Origin of the sequence: Paenibacillus sp. S28 (assembly GCF_016624415.1) — a bacterium.
In the GTDB taxonomy this organism is placed as follows: Bacteria; Bacillota; Bacilli; order Paenibacillales; family Paenibacillaceae; genus Paenibacillus_AQ; species Paenibacillus_AQ favisporus.
This window is the reverse complement of sequence record NZ_JACVTM010000002.1, coordinates 824,499-836,887: the sequence shown is the minus strand read 5'-3', so window position 1 is coordinate 836,887 and position 12,389 is coordinate 824,499. Positions and strand designations below refer to the sequence as shown.

Genomic DNA, 12,389 nt, shown 5'->3' with positions numbered 1-12,389 from the left:
TCATACCTCTTTTCCTTGCTCTACGAATTACAGCTCATCATCAAGGGAATCGGGATCGAGATCCTCATAGTCCCCATCGTCGCCGGCGAATTCGAACTCTTTGTCGTCATAGTCGCCATGGCCGCGGCTGCACACCAAAACACGCACCTTGGTCTCGGCGACGAGCTCGACCGCGAATTCCCGCTCCACGCGGATGATGACATTGCCGCCTCCCGAAGAGACACTGGCTTCAACGCAGCTCGGCTCCTGCGTGGCCTCCGCAGAGACTTCGACGGTTGAAGCCCGGTGTTTCGGATCCAGGTAAGACAGCGGTACGAATTCTACATAAGATACCGTTTCTTTGGCAACGTCAGTTTGGGAGTTTTTGTCGTAGGAATACCAGATGTTGCAATCGTAAGTACCAATAACTTCAATTCCGTCGCCTGCGGCAACCGCTTCGTACTGATGGTTTATAATCCATGCCCCCAAAATACTGGTAGGATTATGAGGCGGAGTCACGGTATGTGTTACGGTAGAGAACTTACGACCCTTGCCGCAGATCGCTTTCGTGATGATCTCTCTACATTGATGTTTATCGCTTAATGACATCTTTGAACCTCCTCCATACAATCATTCACTTAAGTGTATGCAGGACATAGGCATTTGTTGATTAAACGAGCATAAATGAATGAAATATTATTGTGATCGCCCGGCTAGAATAGGAATAATGCTATGACGCAAGCGCCGAAATACCTTGGCTGGCCAGCATTTTACGGCCCTTTTAATCTAGTCTGAAACTTTACGTCACTCTACTTTATGCGGCTTTCATTGTATAAAAACCCCTTGGCAGCTGCCAAGGGGTTTCTTTGCGTTTTCAGGACCCGGCAGAGGGTTTTCGTAACTTGCCCGGTGCCGGCGTCTTATTTTTTTTCGCGATTTTCAAATATTGTCCCAGCTCACGTATCAGCTGCAAAATGGCCGATCTGACTTCAAACTCCTCCCGCGTCGCCGGAAGCTCCATTTCTTTAAACTCCTTCTCGAGGGCGACCAGCAGCTTCTCCGTGCGTCCCGTGTAGTTTTCCTCCGTTACGTCCCTGCTGAGCTGTTCGAACAGCTCGGCTACGTCATCCGCCTGCGGGAGCTTCTGATAGACGTGGGAAATGAGCTGCAGCATATTTTGGATCGATTCCAGCTGCTCTTTTCTCATATAAAAATAGATGGTCCACGACTCGTCAGGGTGCAGCACCTGGTTTTCCATCTCCCGACTTGCTGCTTCCTTGCCGCTCTGAATCGCTTTTCCCGCAGCGATGAGTTCATGCCCGTCCCATACATAGGAAGGGTCGCGAAGGGTTAGTGCGATCTGTCTGAAGATTTTTGAAAACTGCTCATCCACCCGCCTGCGGATCGACGTCATTTGTTCTGAAGCCGGGGGCATGTACACCATGTTGACGAGCATGGCCGAACCAAGCCCGATCACGAGCAGCTCAATTTGCGTCACGATGACATCCGTGCTGACTTCCGCACTGCCAAACACCCGGAACACGACGACCGAGCTGGTAACGATGCCTTCCTTGAAGTTCGCCCGGGTGATGGCCGGAAAGGCGATCAGAATATATATCGCGAGCACCCAGTAATGGAAACCAAGCAGTTCAAATAGAACGCAGGCAAAAAACAGTCCCAGCAGCGAGGCGAAAAAACGTGCGGATACCGTCTTTAGGCTCCTTTTTCGCGTCACATCGACCCCGAGCACGGCCAGGATCCCCGCCGACAGCGGTCCCGTTACGCCGCAGGCATCCGAGACCAGAATCGCCATCAGTGTCGCAATAGCCGTTTTAATAATACGAAAACCCATGAAACCGCCTCTCTCTATACATGTTGACGTATTTCATGGTACTTGATTTTGATGCTTCACACAACGTGACATGGATATGAAATTTTCAGAAATACATTCAATGTTAATCAAATGCCGGTGAGGCTGCGGTCCGGGAAAGGGCAAAGGCTCTATGCCACAGCAAGTATATCCGCACCTATCTTCTCTTTCCCGTCCCTGCAGTTCCGGCCCTTCAAGGCTGCTCCCTATTGCCGATGCGCAAGCAGCTTTCTTTCAATATAAACGACCAGCTGGTACATAGCCGTAGCGACGACCGCGATGATCAGCAGGCTGGCAAGTACCAGCGTAAAGTTGAACACCTGGAACCCGTAAATGATCAAATAACCGAGACCTATTTTTGCGACAAGAAACTCGCCGACGATCACGCCGACCCATGCCATGCCCACATTGACCTTCAGCGTGGAAATGATGGTCGGAAACGACGCCGGAAGGATGACCTGGTTGAATATCTGCCTCCGGGTTCCGCCGAACGTGCGGACGACCTTGACCAGGTTCGGGTCCACTTCCTTGAATGCGTTATAAACGACCAGCGTTGTCACAATGACGGTAATCGACAGCGTCGTAATGGTTATGGCCATAAAGCCTGCGCCGAACATCACGATGAAGATCGGACCAAGCGCCACCTTCGGCATGCTGTTGAACACGACCATATACGGATCCAGCACTTTTGAAAGAAACGGCGACCACCAGATTAAGACAGCCAGCAGCGTCCCCACGATCGTTCCCAGCAAAAATCCGACGACCGTCTCGCCCACCGTCACGCCCAAATGTCCCCACAGCTCTCCGCTGACCGCATCCTTCCAAATTTGCGCGAACACCTTGCTTGGATAGCTGAACAGCAGCACATCGATCCATTTCAAACGTCCGGCGACTTCCCACAAGGCAAAGAACAGCACCAGAATGGCCATCTGAACGGACAGGACCTGTGCCCGCAGCTTGCGCTGGCGGCGCAAATGAGCTTGATGCAGAGCATCGAGGCTGGAACCCCGGTCCCTCCGGATCACTTCTTCCGATCTAAGCACACTGTTCACACGCGCCGCCTCCCTTCTTCCATATGTCAGTCTTCCTCCGACTCCATCTCGCGCCAGATTTCGTGAAACAATTCATTGAAACCTTCCTCCTTTCTGGCATAGAAAGGCTGTGTCTCCCGGATGTGCCCGGGCACTTCAAAGGTACGGCGGATTCGGCCGGGATTTTTACCCAGCAGAACGACCCGGTCGCTGACGGCCACGGCCTCGGATAAATCGTGCGTGACCAGAATTGCCGTTTTGTTCTTTTCCCGCAGCGTCCCAGCAATTAAATCTTCAAGCTGCAGTTTGGTCTGATAGTCAAGCGCCGAGAAGGGCTCATCGAGCAGCAGCAGTCCGGGATCGGTCGACAGCGTCCGTACCAGGGCAACCCGCTGCCTCATCCCACCCGACAGCTGCTGCGGGTACAGACTCCCCGTTCCTTCCAGTCCCATCTCGTCAAGCAGCTGCGTCAGGTGATCCATCGATTCCCGCTGCAGGCGCCCGGTTACCTCAAGCCCGATGGCCGCGTTCTGAAGGATTGTGCGCCAAGGGAACAAATAATCCTGCTGCAGCATATACCCGACATCCGGGGAAGGCCCCTCCACCTTCCGCCCATAGACAAGCACCTCGCCGTTCGTCGGATGCAAGAGCCCGGCGATCATGGACAGAATCGTCGTTTTTCCGCATCCGCTCGGTCCGACCAGGCTGATGAACTCTCCGGGATGTACTGTCAGATTCAGTCCTTCGACAGCAAGCGAAGCTTCTCGGTCGTTAACGTATACATGCGTCAAATTTTTAAGTTCGACTACCGGCTCCATGCGCACGATCTCCTCTCCATAACCATTATTTCACGGACGATTTGGCCTTTTCGGCAAAACTGTTGTCCACGATGGCGGAGGCAGGCACCTTCTCCTTCAGTTCTCCCGCCTGATCCATGACGTCCAGCAGGTTGTTCCACTCCGTCTCATCCACGACGGGATCCGTCGCGTACGTTCCCTGATCCTTATACCGTTTGACCGCCGAGACGACGATATCCTTATCGGTATCCTTAAAATAAGGAAGAATGACGTCGGTGATCTCCTCGGGGGTGTGCTGCTGCACCCAATTTTGGGCTTTCTGGAGCGCGTTCGTAAATTTCTGAACAGTTTCGCCGTTCTTCTTGATATAACTCTGCTTGCTCATAAAGACCGTATAGGGCAGATGTCCGCTCTCCACTCCGAATGAGGCAACGACATGCCCTTTGCCTTCTTTTTCAAAAATCGAGGCCTGCGGCTCAAACAGCTGCACGTATTCACCTGTTCCGGACAAAAACGCCGAAGCTATATTGGCAAAATCGATGTTTTGGATCAGGTTCAGATCCTGATGCGGATCGATGCCATGCTTTCTCAGCGTAAACTCGCCGGCCATCTGCGGCATGCCGCCCTTGCGCTGCCCGAGGAAGGTTTTCCCTTTCAGCTGATTCCAGTCCAGCTCTCCTTCATCCTGCCTTGAGACGAGGAACGTGCCGTCCGTCTGCGTCACCTGACCGAAGTTGATCACGGGATCGTCCGAACCTTGCTGATATACGTAAATCGACGTCTCGGATCCGACCAGGGCCACATCGATGGCACCCGAGAGCAGCGCCGTCATCGTCTTATCACCGCCGGGAATCGTCTGCAGCTCCACATCCAGTCCTTCTTCCTTAAAAAAGCCTTTCCCAAGCGCCACATATTCCGGAGCGTAAAATACCGAGCGCGTCACTTCGCCGATTTTGACCTTCACGTCACCCTTGCTTCCGGAGCAACCGGACAGCACGGCTGTGCAAAGGAGAACCGCCGCAAGCACCAGGGCGAATCCACGTTTACCCTTTCTCATTGTCATTGTCCTCCATCCTTCTTCGCGTTCCAGCCATATGCCATCTTATGCATGCGCCCAGCAAAGGGTTAAACATGGCCACGGACGAACACAAAAATACCCCTGCCATTTCCTCAAGTAGCCTCGGGGCTTCTTTACGGAAGTGACAGGGGTGCTTCTGTGCTTACGCTTGGATGGTTGGATCTGATGTCAAGCGTTCCTGCGCTGCATTACAATTGATAAATTTCCTTATATTTCGTTTCGAGGTAATCAGCCAAATAGTCCGGGTTCAGCTCTTCACCGGTCACCTGCAAAATGATCTCGGACGGCTTGCGGCTCTTGCCGTAGCGGTAAATCTTCTCCGTGAGCCACTCGCGGATCGGTGCCAGATTGCCTTCCTTAATATGCTGATCCAGCTCTGGCATCTCCTTGCGCAGCGTGTTCATGATTTGCGCAGCATACATGTTGCCGAGGGAATAGGAGGCGAAGTAACCGAAATCCCCGCCGGACCAGTGCACGTCCTGAAGGACGCCCAGGCTGTCGCTTGGCGGTGTAATGCCGAGGTACTGCTCGTATTTCTCGTTCCATACCTTAGGCAGATCCTTGACCTCAAGCCCCTCGTTAAACAGCATCTTCTCGATTTCATAGCGGATAATAATGTGCAGGTTATACGTCAGCTCATCAGATTCGATCCGGATCAGGGAGTTCTCCACGCGGTTGACGGCCCGGTAGAAATCATCCAGCTGCACGTCCTTCAGCTGCTGCGGGAAATGCTGCTGCAGATCAGCATAGTAGCGTTCCCAGAAGGCGCTGCTGCGTCCGATCATATTTTCCCACAGGCGGGACTGCGATTCGTGAATGCCCATGGACGTCCCTTGGGCGAGCGGCGTTCCGGCCAGCTCCTTGCTCACGTTTTGCTCGTACAGGGCATGGCCGCCTTCATGCAGGGAGCTGAATAGCGCACTCGTCACGTCGTCCTGCAAATAATGGGTCGTAATCCGCACATCTCCCGGGTTCAAGCCGGTGGCAAACGGGTGTACGCTCTCATCGAGACGCCCGGCTTCGAAATCGTACCCCATTTCGCCCAGAATGAAGCGGCTCATCTTCGCCTGCTGCCCCTGCTCGAACAGCTGGTCCAGGAACGACGTATCCGGTTTGTTCGGAGATGCCGCAATCGCCTCCACGAGCGGCACCAGCCGGTCACGAAGCTTGCTGAACACCTGGTCCAGCTTCTCAACCGTCATATCCGGCTCATAACGGTCCAGCAGCGTGTCATATGGCGTTCCCTTGACGCCCCAATATCCGATGAATTCCTTCAGCATGCCCACAAGCTTCGTTAAGTTCGGCTCCAGCATGGCAAAGTCGCTCTTCGCCTTCGCTTCCTCCCAAATCGTCTGGGAATGGGATGACAGCACCATAAATTCCTGAAACTTTTCCGCCGGGATGCTTTTGTTCTCGTCATATTCTTTTTTACACTCGTCAACGATTCTTCTGGAAATATCGTCCAGCCCCTCATATGTATCAGGACGGGTCAACGCCTCCAGATAAGAGCCCATTTCATCCGAAATTCGGAGTTTGAAATCTTCCGCCGACAGCATCCCGATCACCTCGGAACGCTGCTCTGCTCCTTTACGAGGTGCACCCGTCCGCAAATCCCAGTGCATCAAGCCGATGGCCTCGTCATAGCTTCTGATTTTGCGGACCAGCCCGAGAAATGAGTCCAGTGTCGCTTTTGCTTCTTTTTCCATAATTAGGTTCACCTCACGCCGAATTTTTTCTTCCTTCTTGATGATACTTTTACTGGAAAGTATAATCAATATTTAATAGACGCTATTATCCTTTTTACATAGGGAAGGAGCCTGAAACCCGCCGTGGTTATCCAAGTTACCGAAACTGCCAAAAAGCATATCGAGTCGCTTGCCGGGTCGGAGTCGGCCATCATCCGGCTTGCCTACGATTCCGAAGGCTGCGGCTGCGGCGTCAACGGGCTGCCGGCACTCTGGATCGTTTCCGCCAAAGAAGCCGATGATGTGGAAATACAGAGTAATCATCTGCATTTTATTATTCACCGCCTGCAGGCGGTTTTTTTCGAAGAGCATCTATACCTGGACTCCGAAAAAAACTATCCATCGTTCCGGCTTACCGGGGACGGCCAGCTGTACGGTCAAAATATCAGGCTAGTGGATAAGCGTTGACGCCTTACATCATGCATCATTACCCAACAATGGAAGGAGCAATTCATTATGACAACCGTTTCGCAGATTTTGGAGTTCAACCAGCAGTTCGTAGAAAGTAAAGAGTACGAAAAATACATTACCGGCAAGTTCCCCGAGAAAAAGCTCGTCATCGTCACCTGCATGGATACGCGCCTCGTAGAGCTGCTGCCCAAAGCGATGAACGTCCGCAACGGCGACGTGAAGCTCATCAAAAACGCCGGTGCGATCATCTCGCATCCGTTCGGCAGCGTCATGCGGAGCGTTCTCGTCGCTCTGTATGAACTGAAAGCTGACGAAGTCATCGTCGTCGGGCATCTGGACTGCGGCATGGCGGCGCTTAACGCTGACGTCATGATCGAGCATATGAAGGAGCGCGGCATCTCCGATGAGGTGCTGTCGACGCTGGAGAACTCCGGCATCAATCTGAACGATTGGCTGCGCGGATTCGATAACGTTCAGGACGGCGTAAAAGGAACCGTGGGCCTGATCAAAAATCACCCGCTTCTCCCGCCGGGCTGCAGCGTTCACGGCATGGTCATCGATCCGAAAACAGGCCACCTCGAGCTGGTTGTCGACGGTTACGAAAAGTAGAATACGCTTGGATTTGCAAAAACACGGATGATCATCATCCGTGTTTTTTCTATTTTGTGAACAGCGGGAGAGGTCCAGCGCCGAACCGGCGCCTTAAAACTCGATTTATCATTGTTAGACGAACATCATCTTCTTTTTCCGTTCCGATACATGCTTTTCAGTCATGAGCTCAGGTTGAAAACCATACAGTTTAAGTGTACACTTTGGTTGAAAAGACCATCTCACGTATAGGAGATATGCTAATGAATACACTTTCCTATGGACTACTAGCTTTCCTTGCACGGGAACCCGGATCAGGATATGATGTGATGCTCAAGATTCAGCCGTTCTGGCAGGCCAAGCACAGCCAAATCTATCCGCTGCTGGCGCAGATGGAAGAGAACGAGCTGCTGAGCTCCCATTGGGTGAAGCAATGCGACAAACCGGATAAAAAGGTATACTCCATTACGGACAGCGGCATCCGCAAGCTCAAGGAATGGATGTACAAACCACTTCCCGATCCGGTAACCCGCGACGAATTATCGATGAAAACCTTCTGCATGTGGATGACCGACAGGGATAACGCCATCGATATCGTGGAAACCCGCAAATCTTACTTCATCCGCCGGCTGGAATCGTTCCAATCAATGCAGGGCAAAGTGACGGAGGAACATAAGAAATTCGGTACCCGGGAATTTTACGATCACCTGCTGATCCAGAAAGGCATCTTTAATGCGGCAGCCGGTTTGGAATGGTGCAACTGGGTTCTGGGCATATTGAGAGAATGCGATTATTCAGAGCCTCCGTCATTAGTCAAACCGTAAGTTGAATGATCAGACATTATTCATCTTTTATCGGCAAAAATTAATTTAATTAATTTTGAAACCTTAAGATATTTGGTACGTAATGTATTATGAGATAGACATGCTTTCACCATTCTCAGGGAGGTATATTTCAAACCATGAAAAAATCTTTACAGAAGTGGATGCTGATTGCTTTGGCGTTTACGTTCTTCTTCGCTGTTACCGTACCGGATAACGCGGACGCCAGACGTGCAGGCGGTGGATTTAAATCCGGCACAAGATCCTACACGAACACGCCGAGCAAGTCGACGCCGAACAGCAACGTCAAAAAGTCGACCAACAACACCTCGAGTACAGCTGGCACAACGGCAAAACGCGGCTTCTTCAGCGGCGGCAGCTTTATGAAGGGACTCATGATCGGCGGATTGGCCGGACTTCTGTTCGGCGGCATGTTCAGCAACATGGGATTCATGGGCGATTTCTTCGGATTGATCATCAACCTGCTGGCCATTTACGTTCTCTTCTCGCTCATCCGGGCCGGATACAGAGCGTTCCGCAACCGGAAGCGACCGAATCCGAATGACGGACGGTACTGATCATGTTGATTCTGACCATGGATGAAATCGTGAACGCGATTTGTCTTCATACTGCCGAGCGTAAGCAGATCCGTCCGACGGATGTGCAGGTGGAGCTGAGCTGGGACGAGGAAACGGGATATTCCGCAGAGGTTTGGGCACAGGGACGGAGCCAGTATTTGGTCGAGTCCAACATGATTGAAGCCATCCTGCGTTACCTCTACAGCGAATATAACATTCGGGCTTACCGCGAGCAGGTGACGCTGGATTTGGATGAAGAAATCACGGCTCACGTTGATGTTGAGGTTGAACAGGCGTATTAATTTATACCGAAGGCTGGGTGTCCGTTTTGGATGCCCGGCCTTCTTTTTGATGTCATAAAAACAAAATAAAAAAGGATGCACATTCCGGGAATGTGCATCCTTTTTCTTCATTGCTCCAAAGCAGCCTGCTGCCCATCGGCTTCGAAATTACCGGTCCAGACGATACCCGCCGTGGAAGACCGGCCCCACGTATTCGTTGAACTGGTATCCGCTGCGAATGGCCGCCGACACAAAATCTTTGGCTTTGGCCACCGCCTCTGCGACAGATAGTCCGTTCGCCAGACCGCCCGTAATCGCCGCGGCGAAAGTACAGCCGGCACCGTGATTGTAGGCCGGTTCGATCTTGTCCGTCTCCAGGACGGTGAAGTCCTTGCCGTCGAAGAATACGTCGACCGCACGGTCCCCACCGAGTGCCTTGCCGCCTTTGACAACGACGTTTTGGGCGCCGAGGCCGTGAATATTGCGGGCCGCCTCCTTCATTTCCTCGACGCTGGTCAGCTTGCCCAGGCCGGACAGCACGCCGGCTTCAAACAGATTGGGCGTAACCACCGTGGCCAGCGGAAGAAGCAAGTCGCGAATCGCCTCTGCACTTTCGGGATTCAGCACTTCGTCTTCGCCTTTGCAGACCATGACCGGGTCAATGACCACGTTTTTCTGCTGATTGCTTTTGATCGCCTGCTCCGCTACGCGGACGATGTCCACGCTGCCAAGCATGCCTGTCTTCATGGCGTCCACCGGTCCACCGGCAAAGACCGTCTTCAGCTGCTCCGCAACCAAAGCCGAATCCACCGGATATACGTTATGGTGCCAGCCGTTGTCCGGGTCCATCGTCACGATCGTGGTCAGCGCGCTGAAACCGTAAGTGCCGTACTCTTCGAAAGTCTTCAAATCCGCCTGAATGCCTGCGCCCCCGCTGGAGTCGCTGCCGGCAATGGTTAACGTCTTCATAATCTTCGGCATGTGAATTTCCCCTTTGTTCTGCGTGAATGCTTATTTTCTGAAACTGAGTTGATTATACCAGAAAATTGTCGAATGCGTTATTCCAGCGACCTCCATTTTAGGATGTACCCAAAGCATTCAAAATAGCCGGATCGTTGGCATCCCCCAGCAATGGCTGTATGGAACTGATGAGCCTACCCCTGACAACTTAAAGCAATGCCAATCTATTGCAGCTTTGATCCTTATATAAGCAAGCGATAGAGATCCCCGAGTCTTGTGAGGTTCCTGTCTAGCACGTTTTCTATCTCCACTGCATTGAATATAGCGAACTACTAGAAAAGAGGTGAGACGCTATGCCCCGTCGTGTGAAGGCTGTCCGGCAGCCGGACCTTGTACTGATCAGCTGGTCCAGAAACCCGCTGATTCCCGGTTCTGCACGCAGAATCGTCGCTGCTCGTGTCATTGGCAGCGCTGCTCCCTGCTGGCAAGACCTAAGACCCAATGCGCTGCTCAGCACTGCATTGGCTTGTCTACAGGATCATGATGTAGGATTTAAAATCGTATTCCGCAAAATGACTTCCGATATCAGCGGGTACCTGCTGCTGCAGCGCAATTAATCTTTATGAAAAGAGGAGGAAGCCGGTTGGCTTCCCCCTCTTTTCAGCTCGTGCATGAATATATCAACATCCAAGATGAAAATTTCAGTCATTGATGGATCATTTTATTTCCAACAGTTCCTTCTCTAAACTCTGAAGGGTCGATGTTCGTTCTGACGGTGATTGACGGTCAAATAACAGCTGTTCAATAAACTCCCATACATCCTCCAGCTTCCGTCTGATTTGGTAGAACATCAGTGTCCTGCCATTCAGCGTGAAATCGGGATGAAATTGCCGGTAAATCTGCATAAACTCATTAAAGTAGGATTGGTCAACCACAAACATCAGATCAGCTTCCACAGGAGCTAGCTTAAGTCCCTCCCAGTCAATCAGCATCAGTTGACGGCGGCTTTGAGGCTGCATTAAATTCCATGAATGGATATCAGTATGGCACAGCGCAAGCGGAAGGTTGCTCTGTTTTAGCACGGCAGATATTTCATCGGCATTGAAGATCATCCGGTTTAACACTTCAAGGTATGGCCCCAGCAGATCATATAGATCGCTTGGAAGACCGGCACCCTTAGTCATCAGGATATTGTTCAAGCTTAATGCAAACGGCAGCTCGAAATTTTCCACGATATTTCCGGACTGAACAGGCATCTCTTTACCGCAGCTATGCAGTTCGGCCACGATTGCCGCGAGCTGGCAAATTTGTTCCTGTGTTAGCGGTTTGTCCCCAATGGTCTCACCATCAATATAGTCATAGAGGAGATAGATGCCATAATCATCTTCACAACGGTAATGACCATGGTTCGTCATTATCGGAACAGGTATTTTCCCATGCAGCCCTGTAGACCCCTCAAGCCAGCTCGTGACGGGTACATATTGATCAATTCGCGCGGTCCATTTGGGCGTGGACGATCTGTCTTTTTCATATACCTTCAGAAAGTAGGAGCGGCGGCTTTCCGGTTCCGTCACCTTATAGGCCAGTGCGGCCCATCCGCCCTTCTGCCCGAGAACCTCCACCTGCTCCAGTCCGTAATACTTGCTCAGGATGGTTGTGAACTTGTTCATAAGATTCATTCACCCGTTGTTCCGGTCTTGATCTGACCGAATGATCAATCACTAATATTGCTCGTGTAATACTCTATAATGACCTTGCGGCGGATGATGCCGATAAAGATCTCGTTTTCATCCACGACGGGAACAAAGTTTTGGTCGGCAGCCAACTCAAGCATATCTTCCAGATGCGCATGGATTGAAACGCATTCATTTTTAATCCGGCGCTTAATCTCATGGACCTTGACGGTATCCAAATTTTGAAAGCTCAGCCCGGGGGTATTCTTCATTTTCCACAATAGATCCCCTTCGGCCAGCGTGCCTGCGTATTTCCCCTCTTCATCGATGACGGGGATCGCCGAATACTGGCTTTGCTCCAGCTTGTCCATAGCCTCCTGCATCGTGGAAGAAGAATGGATGTAAGCCACTTTGTCTTTGGGGAATAGAAAATCGGATATTTCCATCGAACAAAAGCTCCCTTCTCATTCAATTTGCGCCGCTACTAGTGCGTCTGTAGTGGACAGGAGCGATTTGCCGCTCGCTCTGTGCCTTTGTTGTAAGTGTAGCATACTCGAAATAAAGAAAAAACTTTCGA

General features: G+C 51.6%; 15 protein-coding genes. 6 read left to right on the top strand and 9 right to left on the bottom strand.

Going from position 1 to position 12,389, the window contains the following annotated elements; genetic code table 11:
* Nucleotides 1-27 precede the first annotated feature (27 nt).
* The 6 genes from IAE55_RS08380 to IAE55_RS08355 form a co-directional block, all read right to left on the bottom strand.
* On the bottom strand, nucleotides 28-588 hold the full coding sequence (locus IAE55_RS08380; RefSeq protein ID WP_116229842.1) for an outer spore coat protein CotE: 561 nt from the start codon (nucleotides 586-588) through the stop codon (nucleotides 28-30).
* Between the two features lie 265 nt (nucleotides 589-853).
* Nucleotides 854-1,831, bottom strand: coding sequence for an aromatic acid exporter family protein (locus IAE55_RS08375; RefSeq protein ID WP_145158728.1), 978 nt, complete (start codon nucleotides 1,829-1,831; stop codon nucleotides 854-856).
* A 224-nt stretch (nucleotides 1,832-2,055) separates the two neighbouring features.
* Complete coding sequence (locus tag IAE55_RS08370) at nucleotides 2,056-2,838, bottom strand: ABC transporter permease (RefSeq protein ID WP_234489404.1); 783 nt, start codon at nucleotides 2,836-2,838, stop codon at nucleotides 2,056-2,058.
* 89 nt (nucleotides 2,839-2,927) lie between these two features.
* Nucleotides 2,928-3,698, bottom strand: a complete 771-nt coding sequence (locus IAE55_RS08365) for an ABC transporter ATP-binding protein (RefSeq protein WP_076171190.1) — start codon at nucleotides 3,696-3,698, stop codon at nucleotides 2,928-2,930.
* Between the two features lie 25 nt (nucleotides 3,699-3,723).
* On the bottom strand, nucleotides 3,724-4,734 hold the full coding sequence (locus tag IAE55_RS08360) for an ABC transporter substrate-binding protein (protein WP_200631652.1): 1,011 nt from the start codon (nucleotides 4,732-4,734) through the stop codon (nucleotides 3,724-3,726).
* A 209-nt stretch (nucleotides 4,735-4,943) separates the two neighbouring features.
* On the bottom strand, nucleotides 4,944-6,461 hold the full coding sequence (locus tag IAE55_RS08355) for a carboxypeptidase M32 (protein WP_200631650.1): 1,518 nt from the start codon (nucleotides 6,459-6,461) through the stop codon (nucleotides 4,944-4,946).
* A 123-nt stretch (nucleotides 6,462-6,584) separates the two neighbouring features.
* Here IAE55_RS08355 and IAE55_RS08350 point away from each other — a divergent pair, with 123 nt between their 5' ends.
* The 5 genes from IAE55_RS08350 to IAE55_RS08330 all read left to right on the top strand — a co-directional run bounded on the left by IAE55_RS08350 (nucleotide 6,585) and on the right by IAE55_RS08330 (nucleotide 9,200).
* On the top strand, nucleotides 6,585-6,908 hold the full coding sequence (locus IAE55_RS08350) for an iron-sulfur cluster biosynthesis family protein (protein WP_186325970.1): 324 nt from the start codon (nucleotides 6,585-6,587) through the stop codon (nucleotides 6,906-6,908).
* A gap of 48 nt (nucleotides 6,909-6,956) precedes the next feature.
* Nucleotides 6,957-7,520, top strand: coding sequence for a beta-class carbonic anhydrase (locus tag IAE55_RS08345; RefSeq protein WP_145158722.1), 564 nt, complete (start codon nucleotides 6,957-6,959; stop codon nucleotides 7,518-7,520).
* A gap of 242 nt (nucleotides 7,521-7,762) precedes the next feature.
* Nucleotides 7,763-8,323 carry a PadR family transcriptional regulator gene (locus IAE55_RS08340; RefSeq protein ID WP_105442212.1) on the top strand — a complete coding sequence of 187 codons (561 nt, stop codon included), beginning with the start codon at nucleotides 7,763-7,765 and terminating at the stop codon, nucleotides 8,321-8,323.
* Nucleotides 8,324-8,460: 137 nt separating this feature from the next.
* Nucleotides 8,461-8,898 (top strand): hypothetical protein, encoded by a 438-nt coding sequence (locus tag IAE55_RS08335; RefSeq protein WP_094596436.1) that lies wholly within the window; start codon nucleotides 8,461-8,463, stop codon nucleotides 8,896-8,898.
* Between the two features lie 5 nt (nucleotides 8,899-8,903).
* Complete coding sequence (locus IAE55_RS08330; protein ID WP_076171759.1) at nucleotides 8,904-9,200, top strand: YxcD family protein; 297 nt, start codon at nucleotides 8,904-8,906, stop codon at nucleotides 9,198-9,200.
* Nucleotides 9,201-9,347: 147 nt separating this feature from the next.
* Here IAE55_RS08330 and pdxK read toward each other — a convergent pair whose 3' ends face one another.
* Entirely contained in the window at nucleotides 9,348-10,160 is an 813-nt protein-coding gene (pdxK, locus tag IAE55_RS08325; RefSeq protein WP_145158718.1) for a pyridoxine/pyridoxal/pyridoxamine kinase, read from the bottom strand.
* Between the two features lie 332 nt (nucleotides 10,161-10,492).
* Here pdxK and IAE55_RS08320 point away from each other — a divergent pair, with 332 nt between their 5' ends.
* Complete coding sequence (locus tag IAE55_RS08320) at nucleotides 10,493-10,756, top strand: hypothetical protein (RefSeq protein ID WP_200631648.1); 264 nt, start codon at nucleotides 10,493-10,495, stop codon at nucleotides 10,754-10,756.
* A gap of 99 nt (nucleotides 10,757-10,855) precedes the next feature.
* Here the strand turns inward: IAE55_RS08320 and IAE55_RS08315 are convergent, their stop codons facing one another.
* Both IAE55_RS08315 and IAE55_RS08310 read right to left on the bottom strand, forming a co-directional pair.
* Nucleotides 10,856-11,809, bottom strand: coding sequence for an aminoglycoside phosphotransferase family protein (locus tag IAE55_RS08315; protein WP_200631646.1), 954 nt, complete (start codon nucleotides 11,807-11,809; stop codon nucleotides 10,856-10,858).
* 44 nt (nucleotides 11,810-11,853) lie between these two features.
* A complete protein-coding gene (locus IAE55_RS08310; protein ID WP_076171166.1) occupies nucleotides 11,854-12,258 on the bottom strand; it encodes a CBS domain-containing protein in 405 nt (134 codons plus the stop codon).
* Nucleotides 12,259-12,389: the final 131 nt, after the last annotated feature.

What these genes read in the sequence shown, in the direction of transcription:
- IAE55_RS08380 (WP_116229842.1), bottom strand. Translation starts at nt 588, where the DNA reads ATGTCATTAAGCGATAAACATCAATGTAGAGAGATCATCACGAAAGCG.
- IAE55_RS08375 (WP_145158728.1), bottom strand. Translation starts at nt 1,831, where the DNA reads ATGGGTTTTCGTATTATTAAAACGGCTATTGCGACACTGATGGCGATT.
- IAE55_RS08365 (WP_076171190.1), bottom strand. Translation starts at nt 3,698, where the DNA reads ATGGAGCCGGTAGTCGAACTTAAAAATTTGACGCATGTATACGTTAAC.
- IAE55_RS08360 (WP_200631652.1), bottom strand. Translation starts at nt 4,734, where the DNA reads ATGAGAAAGGGTAAACGTGGATTCGCCCTGGTGCTTGCGGCGGTTCTC.
- IAE55_RS08355 (WP_200631650.1), bottom strand. Translation starts at nt 6,461, where the DNA reads ATGGAAAAAGAAGCAAAAGCGACACTGGACTCATTTCTCGGGCTGGTC.
- IAE55_RS08345 (WP_145158722.1), top strand. Translation starts at nt 6,957, where the DNA reads ATGACAACCGTTTCGCAGATTTTGGAGTTCAACCAGCAGTTCGTAGAA.
- IAE55_RS08340 (WP_105442212.1), top strand. Translation starts at nt 7,763, where the DNA reads ATGAATACACTTTCCTATGGACTACTAGCTTTCCTTGCACGGGAACCC.
- IAE55_RS08335 (WP_094596436.1), top strand. Translation starts at nt 8,461, where the DNA reads ATGAAAAAATCTTTACAGAAGTGGATGCTGATTGCTTTGGCGTTTACG.
- pdxK (WP_145158718.1), bottom strand. Translation starts at nt 10,160, where the DNA reads ATGCCGAAGATTATGAAGACGTTAACCATTGCCGGCAGCGACTCCAGC.
- IAE55_RS08320 (WP_200631648.1), top strand. Translation starts at nt 10,493, where the DNA reads ATGCCCCGTCGTGTGAAGGCTGTCCGGCAGCCGGACCTTGTACTGATC.
- IAE55_RS08315 (WP_200631646.1), bottom strand. Translation starts at nt 11,809, where the DNA reads ATGAACAAGTTCACAACCATCCTGAGCAAGTATTACGGACTGGAGCAG.
- IAE55_RS08310 (WP_076171166.1), bottom strand. Translation starts at nt 12,258, where the DNA reads ATGGAAATATCCGATTTTCTATTCCCCAAAGACAAAGTGGCTTACATC.